The organism is Bradyrhizobium sp. 137 (genome assembly GCF_023074095.1).
Taxonomy (GTDB): Bacteria; Pseudomonadota; Alphaproteobacteria; order Rhizobiales; family Xanthobacteraceae; genus Bradyrhizobium.
On sequence record NZ_JADPKU010000102.1, the window covers coordinates 19,682 to 38,167 of the forward strand.

26 protein-coding genes are annotated in these 18,486 nt (G+C 62.2%); 16 read left to right on the forward strand and 10 right to left on the reverse strand.

Annotated features, from left to right (window positions below; genetic code table 11):
• Nucleotides 1-55 precede the first annotated feature (55 nt).
• The 3 genes from IVA78_RS27290 to IVA78_RS27300 form a co-directional block, all read right to left on the reverse strand.
• The gene (locus tag IVA78_RS27290; RefSeq protein WP_247280884.1) at nucleotides 56-634 is read right to left on the reverse strand and encodes an Hpt domain-containing protein; all 579 of its coding nucleotides are present in this window, start codon (nucleotides 632-634) and stop codon (nucleotides 56-58) included.
• A gap of 27 nt (nucleotides 635-661) precedes the next feature.
• A complete protein-coding gene (locus IVA78_RS27295) occupies nucleotides 662-1,207 on the reverse strand; it encodes a response regulator (protein WP_008549760.1) in 546 nt (181 codons plus the stop codon).
• 97 nt (nucleotides 1,208-1,304) lie between these two features.
• Nucleotides 1,305-2,084, reverse strand: a complete 780-nt coding sequence (locus IVA78_RS27300) for an NAD kinase (RefSeq protein WP_247280885.1) — start codon at nucleotides 2,082-2,084, stop codon at nucleotides 1,305-1,307.
• Nucleotides 2,085-2,341: 257 nt separating this feature from the next.
• On the opposite strand from IVA78_RS27300, the gene IVA78_RS27305 reads away from it, so the two are divergent.
• Entirely contained in the window at nucleotides 2,342-3,910 is a 1,569-nt protein-coding gene (locus tag IVA78_RS27305; RefSeq protein ID WP_247280886.1) for a peptidase S10, read from the forward strand.
• Here the strand turns inward: IVA78_RS27305 and IVA78_RS27310 are convergent.
• Nucleotides 3,897-5,285: a serine hydrolase domain-containing protein gene (locus IVA78_RS27310; protein WP_247468717.1), complete on the reverse strand. Its 1,389-nt coding sequence runs from the start codon at nucleotides 5,283-5,285 to the stop codon at nucleotides 3,897-3,899. The genes IVA78_RS27305 and IVA78_RS27310 overlap by 14 nt on opposite strands.
• Nucleotides 5,286-5,386: 101 nt before the next feature.
• Nucleotides 5,387-5,929, reverse strand: a complete 543-nt coding sequence (locus IVA78_RS27315; protein ID WP_247280888.1) for a tetratricopeptide repeat protein — start codon at nucleotides 5,927-5,929, stop codon at nucleotides 5,387-5,389.
• 251 nt (nucleotides 5,930-6,180) lie between these two features.
• On the opposite strand from IVA78_RS27315, the gene IVA78_RS27320 reads away from it, so the two are divergent.
• The 4 genes from IVA78_RS27320 (at nucleotide 6,181) to IVA78_RS34655 (ending at nucleotide 8,695) form a co-directional block, all read left to right on the forward strand.
• Nucleotides 6,181-6,549, forward strand: coding sequence for a hypothetical protein (locus tag IVA78_RS27320; RefSeq protein WP_247280889.1), 369 nt, complete (start codon nucleotides 6,181-6,183; stop codon nucleotides 6,547-6,549).
• 263 nt (nucleotides 6,550-6,812) lie between these two features.
• Nucleotides 6,813-7,208, forward strand: coding sequence for a hypothetical protein (locus IVA78_RS27325; protein ID WP_247280958.1), 396 nt, complete (start codon nucleotides 6,813-6,815; stop codon nucleotides 7,206-7,208).
• Between the two features lie 285 nt (nucleotides 7,209-7,493).
• Nucleotides 7,494-8,201: an outer membrane protein gene (locus tag IVA78_RS27330; RefSeq protein ID WP_247280890.1), complete on the forward strand. Its 708-nt coding sequence runs from the start codon at nucleotides 7,494-7,496 to the stop codon at nucleotides 8,199-8,201.
• A 251-nt stretch (nucleotides 8,202-8,452) separates the two neighbouring features.
• Entirely contained in the window at nucleotides 8,453-8,695 is a 243-nt protein-coding gene (locus tag IVA78_RS34655) for a hypothetical protein (RefSeq protein ID WP_346015482.1), read from the forward strand.
• 37 nt (nucleotides 8,696-8,732) lie between these two features.
• Here IVA78_RS34655 and IVA78_RS27340 read toward each other — a convergent pair whose 3' ends face one another.
• Together IVA78_RS27340 and IVA78_RS27345 are read right to left on the reverse strand one after the other, a co-directional pair.
• Complete coding sequence (locus tag IVA78_RS27340) at nucleotides 8,733-8,987, reverse strand: hypothetical protein (protein ID WP_247280891.1); 255 nt, start codon at nucleotides 8,985-8,987, stop codon at nucleotides 8,733-8,735.
• Between the two features lie 303 nt (nucleotides 8,988-9,290).
• A complete protein-coding gene (locus IVA78_RS27345; protein ID WP_247280892.1) occupies nucleotides 9,291-9,653 on the reverse strand; it encodes a hypothetical protein in 363 nt (120 codons plus the stop codon).
• A gap of 101 nt (nucleotides 9,654-9,754) precedes the next feature.
• Here IVA78_RS27345 and IVA78_RS27350 point away from each other — a divergent pair, with 101 nt between their 5' ends.
• The gene (locus IVA78_RS27350) at nucleotides 9,755-9,919 is read left to right on the forward strand and encodes a hypothetical protein (protein WP_247280893.1); all 165 of its coding nucleotides are present in this window, start codon (nucleotides 9,755-9,757) and stop codon (nucleotides 9,917-9,919) included.
• 3 nt (nucleotides 9,920-9,922) lie between these two features.
• Here the strand turns inward: IVA78_RS27350 and IVA78_RS27355 are convergent, their stop codons facing one another.
• Complete coding sequence (locus tag IVA78_RS27355; RefSeq protein WP_247280894.1) at nucleotides 9,923-10,141, reverse strand: hypothetical protein; 219 nt, start codon at nucleotides 10,139-10,141, stop codon at nucleotides 9,923-9,925.
• A 160-nt stretch (nucleotides 10,142-10,301) separates the two neighbouring features.
• Here IVA78_RS27355 and IVA78_RS27360 point away from each other — a divergent pair, with 160 nt between their 5' ends.
• The 5 genes from IVA78_RS27360 (at nucleotide 10,302) to IVA78_RS27380 (ending at nucleotide 13,228) form a co-directional block, all read left to right on the forward strand.
• Complete coding sequence (locus IVA78_RS27360) at nucleotides 10,302-11,021, forward strand: class I SAM-dependent methyltransferase (protein WP_247468719.1); 720 nt, start codon at nucleotides 10,302-10,304, stop codon at nucleotides 11,019-11,021.
• Nucleotides 11,018-11,431 carry a GFA family protein gene (locus IVA78_RS27365; protein WP_247280896.1) on the forward strand — a complete coding sequence of 138 codons (414 nt, stop codon included), beginning with the start codon at nucleotides 11,018-11,020 and terminating at the stop codon, nucleotides 11,429-11,431. Before IVA78_RS27360 ends, IVA78_RS27365 begins: the two co-directional genes overlap by 4 nt.
• 233 nt (nucleotides 11,432-11,664) lie before the next feature.
• Nucleotides 11,665-12,138, forward strand: coding sequence for a hypothetical protein (locus tag IVA78_RS27370; RefSeq protein WP_247418139.1), 474 nt, complete (start codon nucleotides 11,665-11,667; stop codon nucleotides 12,136-12,138).
• 41 nt (nucleotides 12,139-12,179) lie between these two features.
• Nucleotides 12,180-13,019: a hypothetical protein gene (locus IVA78_RS27375; RefSeq protein WP_247468722.1), complete on the forward strand. Its 840-nt coding sequence runs from the start codon at nucleotides 12,180-12,182 to the stop codon at nucleotides 13,017-13,019.
• An 11-nt stretch (nucleotides 13,020-13,030) separates the two neighbouring features.
• A complete protein-coding gene (locus IVA78_RS27380) occupies nucleotides 13,031-13,228 on the forward strand; it encodes a hypothetical protein (protein WP_247280899.1) in 198 nt (65 codons plus the stop codon).
• A 304-nt stretch (nucleotides 13,229-13,532) separates the two neighbouring features.
• Here the strand turns inward: IVA78_RS27380 and IVA78_RS27385 are convergent, their stop codons facing one another.
• The gene (locus IVA78_RS27385; RefSeq protein ID WP_247280900.1) at nucleotides 13,533-14,150 is read right to left on the reverse strand and encodes a hypothetical protein; all 618 of its coding nucleotides are present in this window, start codon (nucleotides 14,148-14,150) and stop codon (nucleotides 13,533-13,535) included.
• Nucleotides 14,151-14,206: 56 nt separating this feature from the next.
• Between IVA78_RS27385 and IVA78_RS27390 the strand changes: the two genes are divergently transcribed.
• From IVA78_RS27390 to IVA78_RS27410, 5 genes are read left to right on the forward strand one after another with little or no spacing between them, the layout of a single operon-like run.
• Entirely contained in the window at nucleotides 14,207-14,671 is a 465-nt protein-coding gene (locus IVA78_RS27390) for a hypothetical protein (RefSeq protein ID WP_247280901.1), read from the forward strand.
• A complete protein-coding gene (locus tag IVA78_RS27395) occupies nucleotides 14,656-15,081 on the forward strand; it encodes a hypothetical protein (protein WP_247280902.1) in 426 nt (141 codons plus the stop codon). The genes IVA78_RS27390 and IVA78_RS27395 overlap by 16 nt, the downstream gene beginning before the upstream one ends.
• Before the next feature lie 13 nt (nucleotides 15,082-15,094).
• A complete protein-coding gene (locus tag IVA78_RS27400; protein WP_247280903.1) occupies nucleotides 15,095-15,853 on the forward strand; it encodes a TIGR02391 family protein in 759 nt (252 codons plus the stop codon).
• A gap of 16 nt (nucleotides 15,854-15,869) precedes the next feature.
• A complete protein-coding gene (locus IVA78_RS27405) occupies nucleotides 15,870-16,523 on the forward strand; it encodes a hypothetical protein (protein ID WP_247280904.1) in 654 nt (217 codons plus the stop codon).
• 59 nt (nucleotides 16,524-16,582) lie between these two features.
• Complete coding sequence (locus tag IVA78_RS27410; RefSeq protein ID WP_247468723.1) at nucleotides 16,583-17,023, forward strand: hypothetical protein; 441 nt, start codon at nucleotides 16,583-16,585, stop codon at nucleotides 17,021-17,023.
• Nucleotides 17,024-18,245: 1,222 nt separating this feature from the next.
• Here the strand turns inward: IVA78_RS27410 and IVA78_RS27415 are convergent.
• Nucleotides 18,246-18,425 carry a hypothetical protein gene (locus IVA78_RS27415; RefSeq protein WP_247280907.1) on the reverse strand — a complete coding sequence of 60 codons (180 nt, stop codon included), beginning with the start codon at nucleotides 18,423-18,425 and terminating at the stop codon, nucleotides 18,246-18,248.
• Between the last annotated feature and the right edge of the window lie 61 nt (nucleotides 18,426-18,486).

Sequence of the window (18,486 nt, forward strand, 5' to 3'; positions counted from 1 at the left end):
GACAGTTCTGGATTGCTTCGCTGCGCTCGCAACGACGAGAGGGAAGAGCTGGGCCTTATTCCGCCGGCGCAATGCTTGGCGCCAGGATCACCTCGAGATGTTCGGGGCGATCACGGTTGACATGGGCGAGATATTCGTCGGCGACCTTGCGCAGGCGCCGGCTGAGCTCCGCGGAGACGCTGATGCTGTCAAGCCTGGTGTTCTCGTGCGCGATGGCGAGGATTGCGTTGATGTGGTGCGTGAACAGCTCGGCCGGCACCTTCGAAAGATCCGGCGCATGCTCGATGATGCGGCACAGGCTCTCGGCGATTCCCGCTGCCGAAGGAAAGCCGAAAGTCGCCGCATCGCCTTTGATGTCGTGTGCGGCGTGGAACAGCTCGTCGCGCAGCTTCCTGGTGAAACCATCCTGCTGCACCTCGGTCCAGGCGGCGGACAGTCTCTCGACCTCGATCCTCATCCAGTCCTTGAATTGGCCGGACAGGCCCGCCAGCGCCTGCTCGGCGCGGGCGACCGGATCGTCCATGTCTTTTGCTTCGACCCGGCGCAGCACTTTTCGCAAGGGATTGGGCTGCGTGATGACGTGATGCGTGGCGAAGGCCTTGACCTCGATGTCCTTTGCGCTGTTCTTCGCCATGATGCCTGCCTCGTGTGAGACGCTGCGCTAGATGGAGGAGCGGGCCTTGTCGAGCAGCGAGGGCTGCTGGAGCACCTCGTGCTTTTCGCCGACGCGACGCTCCGGGCCCATATAGGCAGAGTTGGTGTTACGGCGCCGGTCCGGGCCGAAATAGGTCTTGGTCTTGATGAAGGGGCGGGGATTGGCAACCACGTTGAGGATGCGCTGGTAGAGTCCCTTGGCCGAGATCGGCTTGGCCAGGAATTCGGTGACGCCGGCATCGCGCGCGACCGTGACGCGGCGCTTCTCGGAATGGCCGGTCAGCATGATGATCGGCGCGTAGGGGTTGCCCTTGGATTCGGGCTGCCGGATCATTTGCGCGAGCTCGAGCCCGTCGAAGATCGGCATCGCCCAATCGGTGATGACGATGTCGGGCACGTAATGGCTGTACATTTCCAGCGCCGTGGCGCCATCCTCGGCCTCGTAGACTTCGCGTGCGCCGAACGAATGCAGCAGCGTCCGCAGGATGCGGCGCATGTGCGGATTGTCGTCGCAGACGAGGAAGCGCAGCTTGTTGAAGTCGATACGGAACATGACGCCCGGGCCAAAGCGGTCAACCTTCGTTAACCATATCGTGGCGGGGGTTAACGAAGGGTTGCGATCGGCCTTTTGAGAGGGGCGGGCCGGCGGCTCAGTAGCCGAACTGTTCGCGCAGGATCCGCTCTTCCAGGCTGTGGCCGGGGTCGAACAGCATGCGCATCGAGATGGTCTTGTCGGAGAGGACCTCGACACGGCGAACGTCGCGCACCTCGTCATGATCGGCGACCGCCGCCACGGGGCGCTTGTCGCCCTCGAGCACCTCGATCACGACATAGGCCGTGTTGGGCAGCAGCGCGCCGCGCCACCGGCGCGGGCGGAAGGCGCTGATCGGCGTCAGCGCGAGCAGCGCGGCGTTGATCGGCAGGATCGGCCCTTGGGCGGAGAGGTTGTAGGCGGTAGAGCCGGCCGGCGTCGCCACCATGATGCCGTCGGCGATCAGCTCGGCCATGCGCTCGCGCTCGTCGATCAGAATCCTTAAGCGTGCGGCCTGGTAGGTTTGCCGGAACAGTGCGACCTCGTTGATGGCGTGGTGCAGGTGGACGCGGTCGTTGACGTCGGTCGCGCGCATTAAGAGCGGATGGATTTCGGATTCATGCGCCGCCTCGAGCCGCGTGCGCAGATCGTGCGTCGAGTATTCGTTCATCAGGAAGCCGACCGTGCCGCGGTGCATGCCGTAGATCGGCTTTCCCGTGTGCATGTTCCGGTGCAGCGTCTGGAGCATCAAGCCGTCGCCGCCGAGCGCGACGACGACATCGGCTTCCCTGGGGTCGTAATTGCCATAATCCCGGGTGAGCTGGCCGAAGGCGGCCTGCGCCTCGCTGCTCGGGCTGGCGACGAAGGCGATCCGGTCGTATCGCGAGGGTTTGGTCATGGCTTCCCGGGCAGGTGCCGCTGGCTCGAGTAAGTTCCGCCGGGCTCGTCTATACGACCTGGGCCTGGATTGTCGAGGAGGACCGCCTTTCAAGGCAAACGGGGGATTGCCCCATCCCGATTCAGGACGAAACGGGAGCGCTTCGGGCCCGAAAGACCTCTCCATGCGCCGCCGAACCCATGATCCCCCAAACCGTCGCAATTCCTGGCTAATGATCGGTGCGCACCGGCCTTCAGAGCCGGGCACGGAGAACGATCATGGTATTGAGTTTGCCGGCGCTCCGCCACGCGATGCTGGTGATGGCGGTGTCGGCTTTCGCCTTCGCAGGATGGGCGCGCGCGGAGGATCCGCCGCAGCCGCGCTCCGAGACGACATCGCCGGCCGGACAGAAAGGCGGGCGTGGCGGTGGCGCGCAAAGCTCTGCGCCTGGTTCGCCGTCGGCGGCCGAGCTGCATCGTCTGCCGCCGGACTCCACCACGAAGCAGACGCTCGATCTGCCTGGCCGCACTCTCAACTTCGCCGCGACCGCCGGCTCGATCCGCGTGTTCGACGGCAAGGGCGACCCGCTGGCCGACATCGCCGTGACCTCCTATGAGCTCGACGGTGCCGATCGCGCGACGCGCCCCGTGACCTTCCTGTTCAACGGTGGGCCCGGCGCATCTTCGGCATGGCTCCAGTTCGGCGCCGCGGGGCCGTGGCGGCTGCCGCTCGATGGCGAAGCCCTGTCGCCGTCCGCCTCGCCCGAGGTGAAGCCGAACGCGGAGACATGGCTCGACTTCACCGATCTCGTCTTCATCGATCCCGTCAGCACCGGCTACAGCCGCTTCGTCGCCAGCGGCGAGGACGCGCGCAAGTCCTTCTATTCCGTCGACGGCGACGCCAATTCGATCGCGCTGGTGATCCGCCGCTGGCTCGAGAAGCACGACCGGCTGATCTCGCCGAAATACGTAGCAGGCGAAAGCTATGGCGGGATTCGCGGACCGAAGGTGGTGCGCCAGTTGCAGCTGCAGCATGGAGTCGGCGTCAGGGGATTGATCCTGGTCTCGCCGCTGTTCGACTTCCGCGAGTTCGCCGGCACGAGCTTGCTGCAATATGTCGCGACGCTGCCGAGCTATGTCGCGGTGGCGCGCGAAGCCAAGGCACCGGTCACGCGCGCCGATCTCGCCGACGTCGAGGCCTACGCGCGCGGCGAATTCCTGGCTGACCTCGTCAAGGGCGAGGCGGACAAGGAGGCGACCAACCGGCTGGCCGACAAAGTCGCCGAGCTCACCGGCATCGACCAGGCGGTGAGCCGCAGGCTCGCCGGCCGGCTCGACGTCGGTGAATTCCGCCGCGAGTTCGATCGCAAGAACGGCAAGGTGACGGGACGCTACGACGGCTCCGTGCGCGGCTTCGATCCCTACCCGGATTCCAGCAGCTCCCGCTTCGGCGACCCCTCGGGCGATGCACTCCAGGCGCCGCTGACGAGTGCCGCGGTCGACGTGTTGACACGCAAGCTCAACTGGCGGCCGGACGGCTCCTATGAAGTCCTGAACGGCAGCGTCGAGGGCCACTGGGATTTCGGCCGCGGCCTCAACCCGCCGCAATCGGTGTCGGAACTGCGCCAGATTCTCGCCACCGATGCAAAGCTGAACCTGCTGGTCGCGCACGGCCTGTTCGATCTCGCCACGCCCTATTTCGGATCGAAGCGCGTGCTCGACCAGTTACCGGCCTTCGTTACGCAACGCGTGAAATTCGTCGTCTATCCCGGCGGCCACATGTTTTATTCGCGCGACGGTTCGCGGCAGTCGATGCGCAGTGAGGTCGAGGCGCTTATCCGCGAGTAGGCCGCCGCTTGCGTGGCGGATACCGGCGCGCGATCTCGCGCGCCACGACGCTTGCAGGCTTGACGTTGGCACCGGCGATCCAGATGTCGCTCACCTTGCCGCGCTTGTCCCGGACGCGGCGGACCGGCTCGCCATGGCTGGAGTAACCGGCGGCCCAGGCGAGCTTGCCCCTGTCGCGGCCGGTGACCTCGATCTCGGCGGCATCCATGAATGGGTTGTTGAACTGCGGGTTGGCGACGAGCACGCGGTTGCCCGCCGGCACGAGATCTGTGGCTCCCCAGATCGTCCACCACCGGCCGGTCCAGTCGCGCACGCGCCGGTCGGGCGCGCCGCGTGTCTTGAACGCGCGCAGGATCTGCATCGAGCCGTCCATCCAGAATGGCGCCGCGCCGTCAATGGAATTGCTGAGGATGCTGATCGCGAGCTCGCAAGCGGGGATGGAGCAGGTCCGGGAGATGTAACCCTGGAAGCCGCCGCCATGGCCGAACCAGTCCCAGCCGTCGGTCTTGCCGGCGTTGACGCCTAACCCGTAATAGCCCTCGAAGCTCTGCGGGATGCGCCAGTGGTGTCGCGTCATCTCGCGGCGGCTCGCGACCGAGAGAACGCTCTTCTTCGCATTGGGCGCGAGCTGCGCGAAGAAACGGGCGGTATCGCCGGCGGTCGCGACGAAGCCCGCCGCGGACGCCATGGCGTGCGCGGGATTGTCGCCGGGGATTACGCAGCGCTCGCCGAGCGGCAGCTTTCGGGTATGGCCGCGCGCGAACGGCGTGCTCTTGGCAAGCGGCGCATCCGGTTCGGTCTCACGCAAGCCCACGGGTTCGACGATTTCGCGCTTGATCCAGACAGGGTAGGGCTCCTTGGTCACGGCTTCGATGACGAGGCCGATCAGGCCAAAGCCATGATTGGAATATTTGAAGCGGGTGCCGGGCTCGATTGCGGCCGGCAGCTTCAATTCCGCGAGCAGCTCCTTCGCATCGAGATAGGGCCGGCTATCGATGAACTGGCCTGAATCGGCGCCGTCACGCGTCAGTCCCGCGCTGTGCGAGAGCACCTGCGCGATCGTCGTCTCTGCCACGCGCGGATGCAGGCCGCCGACGTATTGACGGATCGGATCGTCGAGTCGGAGCTTGCGCTGCTCGCGCAGCTTCATGATGCCGGCGGAGGTGAAGCTCTTCGAGTGCGAGGCAATGCGGAAGCGGTGCCGCGGAGTGAGCTTCTCGCCGGTGTCGAGATTGGCAAGGCCGAATGCGTGCTCGGCGACGACCTCGCCGCGATGGGCAAAGGCGATGATGACGCCGGGCTGTTGGAATGTCCTCTGTTGGAATTCGATCCAGGAGCCGATGTAGTCGATCGCGGATCGCAGCCACGTATCCATTGCACACCAATTGCGAGGGATGCTGCGCAAGGCTAGCCGAGAAAGTGGAACGGGCACAACCCCAAGGTTGTGCGCGCTCGCTTCATTCAAATAGTGATGTCTTAGTAGACCAGCGTCGCGCCGGTAGGCCTGTCGAGCGCGGCGGCGAGCGAGCGATATTCGGAGCTGTCGGTGCCGGCGAGCGAGGCGATCTTGTTCAGGTGGTACTGCGCCTGTTCGCGGTTGCCCTGCTCGAGCTGCCAGAGGCCGTAATACTGCCAGGTGCGGACGTGGTTCGGATCGTCCTTCAGCGCCAGCTCGTAATAGGCCTTCGACGACTGGTAATCGCCGAGCTTGCGATAGGAGTAGCCGATCAGGTTCGCGACATCGGCAACGTCGTCGCGCTTGAGCGACTTCAGTTGGTCGATCGCGCCGTTGTAGTCGTGACGGTCGTAGATCGCAGTGTAGGCGGCGCGATAGGCCGCCACGAATTTGGGATCGCTGACGGATGAGCTCTTCTTCTTGCCTTTTTTGGTCGAAGTGTCCGACTTCGGCGGCGGCGAAGGTTCATCGCTGCCGGCGGCATAGGCGCTGGTCAGCGTCGGCCCGGCCGCCAGCGCCATCGAGACCAGTCCCGGCACCAGAAGCGTTGAGAGTCTGCGCATTGATGTTCTCCCGTATGAAACGTGGCGATCCTACACGATTGCCCGAAGACCGGAACACCCATGGGGCAAAAACATTCCCGCTTCGCACGATCTATTCGTCCCGGCGCAGATGACAAACTTGTCATCGAGATGAACGGGAGCCCGCAATGGGCTTCAGACTGGGTTCAGTGGCTGCTCTCTAGGCTCGGACTTACGATCGAAGGGGTGACGAGAGGGCGCCGCCTCAAGATCCTTCCCAGAGGAGACCAACCATGTTGAAGACCATTTCCGCAGCCTTGCTCGCAGCCTCCGTGATCGCAGCCCCGGCTTTCGCCGCCGAGGCGGGCAAGACCACCACGACCGCGCCGGTGATCAAGGCGGACCAGAGCCAGACCAAGGCGGCGGATACTGCGGTCAAATCGGATGCGGGCGTCAAGCCCGACACGAAGGCTTCCGACGTCAAGGCGAATGCCAAGGTGGACACCAAGTCGAACGCGATGAACGCCAACGCCGCCGCCACGCCCGACGAGCACAAGTCCGTGCGCAAGCATCGCCATCACCACAAGCAGGTCACGGCCAAGGAATCGCTGAAGGCGCAGCCGGACGTGACCAAGCCGGCGACATCGGACAAGCGCAACTGACCACTGATCCCGCGCGGCGGCATCCCTGGCATTGCCCCGCCGCCGCGTGCGGAGTTCAGGCCCGGTCCGTTCGCCATGCCTCGTGCGAAAGCCCGAGGTGTCGGCGGCGGACCGGCGCGCCGTTTGCGCCGCTGCAAGCGAATTCCCTTTGTGCAAGCTTAGATCATGCAGGCTTGGGTTCGTGGAAGCTTGGGGCTAGAACACCTCCGAGTCTGATCGAGCGGAGAGCGGTGCCTGTGGGGCGATTGGCGAGATATGCAGTGATCATGGCGTTGCCGTTGGCGCTTGCGGCATGCTTCGGCAGCGACGGTGACCGTCCAACGCTGATGGGCGGGACCCAGGCCGGAGGGCCGCAGCCGTTTCCCGACAACTTCCGCAGCGACACGCTGGCCTTGATGCGCAGCTATCTGAACAACCCGGTCGGGGTGCGCGACGCCAGCATGGCCGATCCGGTGCTGCGCGAAGTTGGCGGGCGCCAGTTCTACGTGAGCTGCCTGCATTTCACCCCGCGCGAGACCGATGGCAGCTACAAGGGCATGCGCGAGCGCGCCGTGATTTTCGTCAACGGGCGGAGCGACCGCGTTATCGATCGGACGAGCGAGCTCTGTGCCGGTGCGGTTTACGCACCCTTTCCGGAACTGGAAAAGATGACGCGGTAGCGCAAAGCCCGCCTTCATCGCCTCATGATAGGACAGACCGCGCCGGAGCCGCTGGATCACATCTTGGCGAGCTTTGAACGGGCGGTTTCGTCTCGCGACAAATCGTTACGGCTCGCCCTGCGCCGACGACGAGAACGGCCGGCGCAAGGGACGTGACGGAACAAAATCGCGTTGTTGCCAACCCGTCACAGTAACGAACGATCAACGTTCCGGCATCGCCGCGAAGCAACCAAATTCACGCCACGTTGTTTGCTGAGGGTCGAATTTGAGAGAACGGGGATGATCATGAAAACGATTTTGCTCGGTGCAGTCGCGCTGCTGGCGCTGGCCGCGCCAGCCGCTGCAGCCGACATGCAGCCGCGCCCTTACACCAAGGCACCGGCCTATACGCCGCCACAGGTGATCTACAACTGGACAGGTTTCTACATCGGCGGCCATGTCGGCGGCGCCTTTGCCGGTGACAATGGCTTCCAGTCGAGCGATGCCCGCTTCCTCGGCGGCGTGCAGGGCGGCTTCGACTACCAGTTCGCGCCCAATTGGGTGGTGGGTATCGAGGCCCAGTATTCCTGGCTGCCGACCAACAACAACGGCGTCACGTTCCCGCTGGGCACGCAGGTGACGTCCAACACCGACCAGCTCGGGTCGGTGACCGGTCGCATCGGCTACACCTGGGGACCGACGCTGCTCTACGCCAAGGGCGGTTATGCCTGGCGCAATAACGGCCTTGGCGTGAACATCGCCGGGGTGCCGCAGGCCTTCACCACCACCGGCAACAGCAAGGACGGCTACACCGTCGGCGCCGGCCTCGAATACATGTTCGCGCCGAGCTGGTCGGCCAAGGCCGAGTATCAGTATTACAACTTTGGCAGCACCACCTTCACCTCCGGCCCAGCCGATATCGTCGGCGTCCGCGGCCGGGAGGATGAACATACCGTCAAGGTCGGCGTGAACTACCGGTTCGGCTGGGGCGGTCCGTCGGCGTCGCGCTACTGACCTCTGCCAACGACGCGATCTGACAAGGCCGGCTTTCCCGCCGGCCTTTCGTTTGCCCGCCTCTTGCTCGCCGGCCTGTTGTTCGGTTTGCGTCAACCATCTGGCGCATCGCTTGCAAGCAAACGTTCCGGCGCGCGTCTTCTCACGCGCGTCATGGCCGCGGGGTAAAGCAAAAATAATTTTTGCCGCTTACGGAACTCGCGCTCCGGAACGCGTTATATGAGAATTGCCGGGCTGGTGGGACGACGAACATGCGTATCTTGGTGTCGGCAGGGGTGCTCGCGTGCGTCATCTGCTTGCCGTGCTCTGCACAGACAATCCTTAAATCCGAGCCTCTGATGCTGGCGCCCTACGAGGTGGCCTTCGTCAAGGACGCTTCCTGTCCGTCGGGCAAGGTGCTGAAGGTCACCGGCGCGATCCGCGGGCTGCATCGCCGGAAGGCCTGCGTGGCCCTGGCGGGCGAGCAGGCGTCTCTCGCGACCGCGACGCCCTGAGCCTTCGCTCAGGTTTCCCGCCCCGGAGCTCCGGACCTCAAGTGTTCAGCTCAAGCTCCATCCTCGACTGCTGCTCGGCCTCAGCTTTGTTCTTGGCGGGGTCCTCGCCCTGGGCTGCCTGGCAGGGCGCGATCTCGTAGTCATTGTCGAGCACCCGGCGCGGTCCCGGCCGCTCGTCGTCCGCGGTCACGTCCACGACGAGACCACTTCGCTGCGCGAGTTTCCAGACGTCGGACTCGCTCGGATAGGCCTTGCTGATCTGGGCGTCGTTGCAGAACAGGGCGTAGGGCATTCTTCCCGCTCCAGGAAAGCCCGTTAACGACTTTGCGCGGAACGGGTTCCGGCCGGCTGGTCGATCACGGCGCCGTGATCGGGCAGTTCGTGTCCTGAGTCGTAAACGAGTCCTGAATCCGTAAAAAAAGAATCCCTGGGACTCTCCGGCTGGAATCAGCGGATGTTTTCGGCCATGACGAGCGACCTGAAAACCTCCTGCGGGCACATGCTCCTGCCCCTGACGTTGGCGCTGTTTGGCGCCTGCGCGGCCAATCTCTGGCTGGTGTGGTCCTGGCTGTAAGCCCCGATTGGAGCGCCGGCCCTACTTTTCGGCCGGTGGGCGGGGGGAGGCGTCGCTCATGGCGGCGCGCAATTTGCTCAGGGTGGCCGCGCAATACTCCTCGCGCTCGCGCGCGAACCGCTCCTGATGCTTGCGGAAATTGGCGATCCGGGCCTGCATCTCGCTGCGAAAATCGCCGCTTGTCCGTGCCGGCGGGAGCTTGACGAACTGAGCCTGCGGAGCGGGCTGGAGCGGTCCGATCTCGACCGGGGCGGTCTCGACGGTCGCCGCCGGCGAATCCGACAGCGCGGCCGGCTGAAGGAAATCATCCTTTTTGCCCGTCACCGATTGAACGAAGGCCAGTGTCTGCGCGATCAGTGCGTCGCGTTCCCTGATCCACTTCATGATCCACCTCTGCCGCGCTCCATTCCAGCAAAGCGGCCGCGCCGAATCAAGGTCGTTTGAAAGGGATTGCATATTTTTCCCGATCGCCCGACATTGGTCGGATGAATGACGAAGACGAACGGGTGGACGAAGCGGAGGGCTTAAGGCTCGTCCGCGCGTTCCTGTCGCTGCCGCCCGACAAGCGGGCGGAGGTGATCGCGTTCGTCGAGGAATTGGCGCGGGCCCATGGCCGGCCCGAGAAGGGCACGGAGGCATCGCCGACGTGATGGTTATCGCTGGCGCGGATTGACGTTGGGCTCGAAGGGTGCGCCGACCACCCGAACCGGTGTCGGAGCGGTGGCGTCGATTGCCATCCGCTCGGCCACCTGCTTTGCAGGAGTCGGTGCTGGCGCCGGTTCGAACAGCGCAACTGTGCCGGCCACGACGCCACAGCACAGCGTCACGCTCGCCAGCAAAAATATGTTTCGATTTTCTTCCCTGATCCGCATGGGTCGAGAACGAGCGACGCACGGCTTTGGTTCCGACCCCCATCGGATCAGCGTCTCCGACTCTGCCCAACGCTAACGATCAGATCGGATGGCACGCTGCGATTCCGGAGGCTCGAATCGCCTGTACACTGGGCTTCCGACTTGCCTAGAGGCTCACCCGATGACCGCCCACCGTCCTCCCGTGCTCGCCCAACAACGTTTCCTCGCCGACCGCGAGAATTTCGCGGACCTCGATCTCGCCGCCCGGTTCGAACGCATCGAGCGGACCAACCTTTGGGGCGCGCCAACTTCCGTCTCCGGCCTCGGCTCTGAGGACCCAGCGACCGCCGCGATCCGAGAGGGGCTTCCTCCACTGCTGCAACGCCTCGGTGCCCGCTCGCTGCTCGACGCGCCCTGCGGCGATGCCGGCTGGATCAGCCGCATGACGCTCGATGTCGATTACACCGGCATCGACATCGTGCCGTCGCTGATCGAGGCCAACCGCCGGCGTGTGGCAGGCGGGTCGTCGGGCCGGTTTCTCGTTGCCGACATCACGCGCGATGCACTGCCGCGTGCGGATGTCATTCTCTGCCGGGACTGTCTGGTGCATCTGAGCTTTGCGAATATCGATCGCGCCCTCGCGCAATTTCAGATGAGCGGCGCGCGCTTCCTGCTCGCCACCACCTTTCCGGAATGGGAGGCAAATCGCGATTGCGAGGATGGCGACTGGCGGGCGCTGAACATGGAGAAGCCGCCGTTCGACTGGCCGGCGCCGCACGCGCTGATCAGCGAGCGTTGCGAGGAGGGCGGTGGCGGCTGGCGCGACAAGAGCCTCGGGCTCTGGCAGCTGGATCAATTGCCTGATCGTGTCTGCCTTGCCACGGAGGAGCGTTTTCGATGATTGATGCCAGATGCAGTTGTGGCGCGCTTGCGCTGTCGCTTCCGGGGCCGTCGCGTCTCGTCGTTGCCTGTCACTGCACCGACTGCCAGCGCCGAACCGGCGCGCCGTTCGGCGTCGGCGCCTTCTATCCAGCTGACGCCGTCACGTTCTCAGGGACGCCGAAGGAGTTCGTCCGCGCTGCCGCAAGCGGTGGCAAGGTCCGCAGCTATTTCTGCACCGACTGCGGTTCGACGGTCTATTGGAAAGCCGACAATCTACCCGCGATGATCGCCGTTGCCGTCGGTGCGATCGCGGACCCGAACTACCCCGCTCCCGTCAGATCGGTGTTCGAGCAGGCGAAGCATGTGTGGGTGAAGATCGCTGACGCCGAGCACTTCCAGCAAAGCAGCGCGCCGAAGAATTCGAGGTGAGAGCCGTGCGGCAAAAGCTGGTGCGGCTGAGGGGATTGCTAAATCGATCTAAGGCATTGAATTTTATTGTAAAGTCTATTCTCGAATTGCCCGTCTACCAACGGAGCTACCAACATCTTCCGGACGCTAGCGGAGATTTGGGCGGGGATAATGGTGTCGGGAGCATGCCCGGACAGCGACGCTGCGGGTATTGTTGAGCAGCACCAACCCTGAAAGGAAGGCGCGCCAGTCCAATGCGAACGACAGTTCCGGCCGCCGTTCTGACCGCGGCAGCACTCGCCTTGATGCCCTGTTCAACGGCCTTTGCGGCAGAAGACGGCCCTGAGTGCTTCTCCCAATACACCAAGACCAACGTTTGCGACTACGCGCGATCGGCACAAGCCGCGGTGGCACCGACACTGCCGATGAAAGCCAGCGCGAACCTCACCATAGTGTCGGTGGCGGCTGCGGGACCGCGCCTCGTCTACGTGGCTGCAATGAGTTCATCCGCTGCCGAAGCAGAGGCGACGGCGACGGCGCGTGGCATAACCATGCAAGACTGGGCTGCGCAGGTGGAAGAGTACACGCGAAATTCGGTGTGCAGCATGGAAGCACTCGCAGCGTTCGTCGGGTTGGGCGGTGAGGTGCAGTATTTCTACAAGGGCGCGGACGGGCGAGTTCTGTTCTCGCCGCTGGTTGGGCGCAACGATTGCTTGAAGCGCCGGTAAACGGGAAGTTCCGGCGACCGGATACCGAAGGTTGGAGTTCGATGAAGGCTGATCGCTTTCCCTATGAAGCGTCGCGATGGTCGCCGGCGCAGCCGGACGAAGCCAGACGCTGGTTCGAAGAACTGGAAACGCAAAGTCCCCTGAACGTCCGCAATAGGCTGACGCAAACCGACGCCGGCCCTGCCGGCACGGTTACGATCGGCACGACGCAAATGACGATCGGCTTCGCCGAAGACTGGCTGGCTTGGCACGATCGCAGGCGTGAGGCATCGGAAGGCAAGCCAAAGAAGCACTGGCTCGATTGGGCTGGTTGGGCAATTGCGGTGATATCCCTGTGCATCACCGGGTTCACGGCCTACCGCACGCTGCTAATCCAACGCGACGACATCCGGGTCGTTGTCGACGGCACGCTGGCAGTGCGGCCCGATAAGGGCGATTTGCTGCTGGATCAGGATCAGCAATTCACGTTCATCAATTCGGGAAACCGCGCGGCGGTCATCACCGAAATCTATGGAGAATTGGTGCTGGTCACCGATCCTAAGACTGGATGCGATGGCCGCTTCGCCAAATCGATCGTCTTCAACCCGACCCAGATCGTCGTAAAGCCGGGAGACATTTTGCCTGTGCACGCGAACGTGGTGGAGCGTTATCCTTGGGTGAAGGACGGCAACGCACTCCGGTTTCGGCGGAGCAAGGGAGAACAGAACGACAGCTACATCCTCTGCCTACAGCTGTACGTGACGACACCGGACAGTACATCGATCCGGTGGGTTCAAAAGCTGTATTCGGTCCCGACGAAGGACGACCAGTCCCCGGACGCCCCCGATAGGGGCCGGCCGCCGTTGAACGTGATCCAACAGATGCACTGGGGCTCAAACTGACAAAGCGGGTCTTGAGTTCGATCCTCACGCTTCTGCTGTGGCCGATCTTCATCACCAAGAATGCTGCGGTCTACGCGAGTTTGTATCCCAGACGGCTCGCAAAGGTCGCTGTCTTCGTCGTGTTCATTCCACTAATTGCGATCACCTCGCTGATGTGGGCCGGTCTCTGGATCGTCGGGGTTGGAAGGGCGATGAACTTGTTCAGGTAGTCCGCTGACGGCCGCGAGCGCCGGCGTCGGGTCGTATTGAAGCCCCCCAGCCGGTCCCTGAGATTTGACGTGGAAAACGGCACCGGGAGCATGCCCGGTTCGCGGTATCGCGTGTAGTATCGGTGCCTGCAACCGGGGGGCAAGTCATGGCGCGGACGCGGGTCACAGAAGATCAGTTTCGGGTCGACGAAAACGGGGTGACCCATACCCCGACCAACGCCCGCTGGACGGCCTATCCCGGCCGCCCGGAGCCAGCCGTCTACTCTTCCGGCATGCTGGGAAGCGTCCTTCCGAACGGTGATGACTACTGGCGCGAAGACGTCGAACCGATCGCGCTGAAGCTTCTCGCCGCGCGGCCCGCGGCATCAGAACCATGACCCATCGCCTTGGGACCGCCGATCTGATCGAGTACGCCAATCGGAAACGCGCGTGGATTGCTGCTGCCCGAATGGCCTTCGAACCTAGGCGTCGCGAGGCCTGCTTTGTTTGCGGCAAGTTTCAGTCCATCGCTCAGGCTCACCATGTCGTACCATTGGGGGAACAGTTCGACCGTGGCTTTCCCGCCGCTGACCACGAGCACGAGTTCCTTTGCCCGAACCACCACTTCATCCTCCATCTCTGGATCGATGATGACATCTCCCACCAGCGGCGCGGCCGGCGCGCCGCTCCCACCGTCGACGATCTGACGAACGAAGAAATCGAGCGAATGCTTCAGCTGTCGGGCCGCGCCGACGTTTAGAGGAACAGAATGAACCGACTTCAAAAATTCGTGGAACGGGGCGCTTTTGGTGAAGGCACCGGACGCGCTGCGTACGTGCTTGATCCGACGAAGCTGCCAGAACCTGGCAGCGGCTTCGATTGGCAGATCGTGGATGACTTCCTGCCGGGCGATGCCGTCCTTGCCGACCCGGGCCTGAAGCAACTATTCGAGGTGGCATTGAAACGCGGCTGCGCAGTGGTGGCGCGAGCTACAGAAGCATGACGTTCGGGTTAGGCATTATCACGACGATCGTTGCCATCGCCGGCGCGGCGATTGCCTACTTCCAATTTGTCACGGCTCGCCGGAAGCTGATGCTTGATCTTTTCGACCGCCGGCTGAAGGTGGTTGAAATGGTTGAACGGGCCGTCGGAGCGTTCCAATCGAGCGGAAAGGTCACCGGTCAAAACTTCAACGACTTGCTGACCGCGAAAGCTGGCGCGCGTTTCCTATTCGGCAGCGACGTCCAAGATTACTTGAACTCCCTGCATCGGGACTTCGCTTTTTGCCTAACCTACTCCGATGCGATGCTTGCTGATCTTGCAACGGCTAACCGAGATGCGCTGATCGATCAGAAATACCAGATCGAACTGCGGCTGGCCCAACAGCCCGCGCAGCTGACGGTCGCCTTCGGGCCTTATCTGAAGTTCACCGACAAGCAGACGAAGCCGTGGCTGCCGTGGTGAAAGGGGGCCTCACCCGGTCAGGTGCGCGCGAAAAGAAGAAAGGCGAGAAGTTGGAAACAGACGACGAAAGAACGCGGCGCCAAAACGCGGAGCGAGAAGCCGAACTGGAACGCGTGCCCCTTCAGACGATCGACAAGAGCCAGTGGCCAAAGGGCGTTAGACCTATCGCGCTTTCCGAAACGAACGGTCTTGGCATCGACAACGACGGGCGTTTGCACTGGAATGGAAAGCCGGTCGAAATCATTGGGCGTCGAGTTGATCTGACCCGCGGCCAATCCGCGTTCGCCATTGTAGTTGCTATCTTCACGATCTTCGGCGCGATCGGCGCAGCCGCCCAGGGTTGGGCGGCCTACCACGATTGGGCTTGCAAAAATAAGCAGCCAGCGCTGCTAAGTTGCCCCTCGAATTGAGCCTCAGCGTAAGATGACCTCACTTCCTCAATTACTCCCTGACGTCGACTATCTACTCAGCCTAGAGGCCGAGGAACTGGCAAGCTATCTTCTGATCGCCCTTTCGGCGCAGCGGCAAAACGGAAATGTCCATGCAACGAACTTCCTGAGTGGCTTGTTCAACCACCATCCCCATTCAGGCTCGTACGCTGATCGATCCAGGCAGGATCAGATCGAATTGGCGATAGCTGAGGCTTGGAATTGGCTTGAGGTGCAAGGGCTGTTAGTCCCAGCTTCAGGGACGAACGGAAGCCACGGCTGGAAGCGCTTTAGCCGTCGCGCCGAAATCATGGCTTCGCCGTCTGACGTCACTACGTTCGCGCGTTCTCGTCGGATCGAAAGGGAGAAGTTGCACCCCCGGATCGCCCAATCCGTGTGGTCTGCCTATCTGCGCGGCGAGTACGATGTAGCTGTCTTTCAGGCGATGAAAGCAGTTGAGGTTTACGTCCGCGAGGCCGGCGATTTTTCGGCGGCTGATCTCGGCACGGATTTAATGCGGCGCGCTTTCCACGAAGAGACCGGCCCTCTGACAGACAAGTCGGTTGAAAAAAGCGAGCGGCTAGCAAGATCGGCGCTGTTTGCCGGCGCAATTGGATCGTACAAAAATCCACACTCACACCGAGACGTGGACCTGAATGATCCCAACGAAGCGATGGAGATCGTCCTTCTTGCGAACCACCTACTTCGCATTGTTGATGGTCGCGCCGCGGTCAGAGGCGCCCCTCAGGCGTGAACTCCTCAGGTTGAAAATGAGCGACAGCGAGATAGATCGAGTACCTAAGACAACTCTCGACTGTTGGAAGGCTGAGCTTTCAGAATGGATGGTCCCCGGCGCGTTCCGCAGTCGTGTCGACGCGATCATACGACCTCTTCCTCGTCATATTTTCTTTCGCCAAGGAGGGTTGGCGTTCCTGCGTGACGCTTGGATAGCTGGCAAGGTCGCGAACGCGCTTTCATCGCGACTAGTGCGGCTCGTGCCACACGCGCGGCCCGACTTCGAAGTGCAGACCGACATGCAGACGAACCAGCAATTTGAGGTAACAGAAGCTGATATGGACGGGCGTCGGCGCGGTGACGAGATCGATCTCCCTTCTCTGGAACCCGACCCGGTCGAGAACTGGCGGAGGAGGTTTGAGGCTATTCCGGCGGCCCTAGATCGTGTCGTCACAAAGAAAGTAGCGAAAGATTATTCCTCCGACGTCAGTCTGGTGATCTACTTAAATCTTAGCTGCTACGGTGCCTACACAGCCGAAGGTCTGCCAATCATCCGCGAGAGCACCTCGGCTGCACGTGAAAAATTCCGATCCGTTTTCGTCATGTGGGAGGGCATTCTCTACAAATTCTGGGAAGACGGAAAGCCGGCGACTGAGCGATGGCCAATTGCTCAGCTTGACGATTTTTGATGTGATCCGAGATGAGTTCTAAGTCATCAGCCGCCCTTCTTTGTTCAGCATTTCTGGTATTGATCGCCGTCAACGCCGTTAAGGCCGGCGAGCGCTCGGCCGAAACCCCCGAATGCAAGGAAATAACGGCGCGGATCATCGAGCGAACGAATACGCATTTCGATCACTTCTCACCGTCCGGCGGCAGCGTTTTCTTCAAGCGCCCCGACATGGTCCTGATCTGCGACCCCAAGTTCGTGACCTACGTCTCACTGAACTGGGACGCGAGCGGCTTTCCGCCGAACGAATGGTTCACTCTTGCTGCAACGGCGGGAAACGCCGTCACCGGCATCGATCCGACCACACTGGAGGCGGCGGCGCATCGGTGTCACCGCGCTGCTTTGAAGGATAAGAACGAATTGGCCAGCGTGTATCTCCACGTTGCGACGGTAGAATGTCAGGCCTTCACAAGGGACGGGGGTGGTCTCGTGATCACTTTTGCTCGGCCATTGAGCCGGTAAAGGCGCAAAAGACAATCCGGCCCTCTCGCAAACCGATCCCGGCCCATGCCTACTTCTTTTTCGCTTTTCGGCGTGGCTTTCGGGCCGGCACAGTTTGACGTAGAGTGGCGCTTTTTCAGTAAGTTTCGCCTCCAGCGCAGGCGCAACGAAAGTTCGATGAACGAAGTGCTCTAGGATATCAACCATCGTTGACAAATGGGACGGCGTTGGGACCCAGCCACGATGCATTGAGGCGCTGCCAGCCTCCGTCAAAGCCTCTAAGCGTTCGCGATCGACGGCGTTGATACGACTTGATGCGACCAGTTCATCAAGCTTTTCTTTGAATGTCAGATCGGCATTCACACCGAGTAGTTCGGACGCAATGTCAAAAACAGTCCTCACGCCCGCGGATGCCAATCGAACTAGGTCGTTATCAAGCGCGACATACAGCTCTCTCATCGCGTCATACAAGCGATCATGAGCGCCGATAAATCCGATTGGGCCGAACCAGTCCGGTGACTTGCGCTTAGAGATGGCAGGCCAATAGGCTATCTTCTCGTCGTAGACCAAGACATCTTGCTGGGTCGCAGCATCCCATTCGTGATTATAGTCCTCAGAGAAGACTTTGACCGTTTGACAAAAGACGTGCTCACACCCCCTGCATTGTAAGATGGACCATGTGGTCTGCCCCCAGACCATTCCGCCGGCATCATCCCAGCTTTCGACCATACTGCCCTTAGTATCGCAATTCCGTTCACCCCCGCATTGTGAACACATGGCCTTCTGTACCGTTATGGGTTCACTTGTCTCCGTACCTTGCGACGTCATCTTTACTCTCCGATGGATGGCATAGCGCTACCTACTCGGCTGCTCGCTTTATCAGGATTATCGCAGTTGTCAGCCCATCAACAGTAAGGCTGTGGACCGCTTCGGTCCCGCAGCTCCCGCGCCGTTCGCACTCAACGAAGAGCGAGCAGCAGCACAGGCCCGCCGCGTTGTTGCCCGCGAAATAACCAGAGCCTGCCAGAATTGGTTAGCGGGTTGTTAATCGGTGGTCGGCAGGCTTGCCGTCAAGCGCCGCCTGATTACCCCCAGCCCAAAGGCAGCGCGAAGCGATGGCCGGCGGCAGTGATGCCCGCCGGCCATTCTTAAGGATGCCGTCGAGCGCGTCCGCCAACGTGCCGAGAAGAATTTGATGCCAGCCGTCGTCCGCCGGCACCTGCCACTGCCTCAGGCCGGCGACTTAGCTGGTCAGTGCCATGACGCCACCGATCGTCGTCGGTTCTAAACGGATCAGCACGGCTGCATGATCTTGGAGAGCTTGGCTGCTTTGCGCGCTGACGTCGTCGACCGCGACGATCGTCCCGTCGGCTTCGACGACGACCGCCGCGATCCCGGCACAGTGCATGAAATGGATCGGCATGTTCGCGGTTCAGTCCCCAGACTTTCGGCAGCAATCGCAATGCCGTTCCGGAAACGTTTTT

Coding starts and splice junctions, on each gene's coding strand:
- IVA78_RS27290 (WP_247280884.1), bottom strand. CDS start 634: ATGGCGAAGAACAGCGCAAAGGACATCGAGGTCAAGGCCTTCGCCACG.
- IVA78_RS27295 (WP_008549760.1), bottom strand. CDS start 1,207: ATGTTCCGTATCGACTTCAACAAGCTGCGCTTCCTCGTCTGCGACGAC.
- IVA78_RS27300 (WP_247280885.1), bottom strand. CDS start 2,084: ATGACCAAACCCTCGCGATACGACCGGATCGCCTTCGTCGCCAGCCCG.
- IVA78_RS27305 (WP_247280886.1), top strand. CDS start 2,342: ATGGTATTGAGTTTGCCGGCGCTCCGCCACGCGATGCTGGTGATGGCG.
- IVA78_RS27310 (WP_247468717.1), bottom strand. CDS start 5,285: ATGGATACGTGGCTGCGATCCGCGATCGACTACATCGGCTCCTGGATC.
- IVA78_RS27315 (WP_247280888.1), bottom strand. CDS start 5,929: ATGCGCAGACTCTCAACGCTTCTGGTGCCGGGACTGGTCTCGATGGCG.
- IVA78_RS27320 (WP_247280889.1), top strand. CDS start 6,181: ATGTTGAAGACCATTTCCGCAGCCTTGCTCGCAGCCTCCGTGATCGCA.
- IVA78_RS27330 (WP_247280890.1), top strand. CDS start 7,494: ATGAAAACGATTTTGCTCGGTGCAGTCGCGCTGCTGGCGCTGGCCGCG.
- IVA78_RS34655 (WP_346015482.1), top strand. CDS start 8,453: ATGCGTATCTTGGTGTCGGCAGGGGTGCTCGCGTGCGTCATCTGCTTG.
- IVA78_RS27340 (WP_247280891.1), bottom strand. CDS start 8,987: ATGCCCTACGCCCTGTTCTGCAACGACGCCCAGATCAGCAAGGCCTAT.
- IVA78_RS27345 (WP_247280892.1), bottom strand. CDS start 9,653: ATGAAGTGGATCAGGGAACGCGACGCACTGATCGCGCAGACACTGGCC.
- IVA78_RS27350 (WP_247280893.1), top strand. CDS start 9,755: ATGAATGACGAAGACGAACGGGTGGACGAAGCGGAGGGCTTAAGGCTC.
- IVA78_RS27355 (WP_247280894.1), bottom strand. CDS start 10,141: ATGCGGATCAGGGAAGAAAATCGAAACATATTTTTGCTGGCGAGCGTG.
- IVA78_RS27360 (WP_247468719.1), top strand. CDS start 10,302: ATGACCGCCCACCGTCCTCCCGTGCTCGCCCAACAACGTTTCCTCGCC.
- IVA78_RS27365 (WP_247280896.1), top strand. CDS start 11,018: ATGATTGATGCCAGATGCAGTTGTGGCGCGCTTGCGCTGTCGCTTCCG.
- IVA78_RS27370 (WP_247418139.1), top strand. CDS start 11,665: ATGCGAACGACAGTTCCGGCCGCCGTTCTGACCGCGGCAGCACTCGCC.
- IVA78_RS27375 (WP_247468722.1), top strand. CDS start 12,180: ATGAAGGCTGATCGCTTTCCCTATGAAGCGTCGCGATGGTCGCCGGCG.
- IVA78_RS27390 (WP_247280901.1), top strand. CDS start 14,207: ATGACGTTCGGGTTAGGCATTATCACGACGATCGTTGCCATCGCCGGC.
- IVA78_RS27400 (WP_247280903.1), top strand. CDS start 15,095: ATGACCTCACTTCCTCAATTACTCCCTGACGTCGACTATCTACTCAGC.
- IVA78_RS27405 (WP_247280904.1), top strand. CDS start 15,870: ATGAGCGACAGCGAGATAGATCGAGTACCTAAGACAACTCTCGACTGT.
- IVA78_RS27415 (WP_247280907.1), bottom strand. CDS start 18,425: ATGCCGATCCATTTCATGCACTGTGCCGGGATCGCGGCGGTCGTCGTC.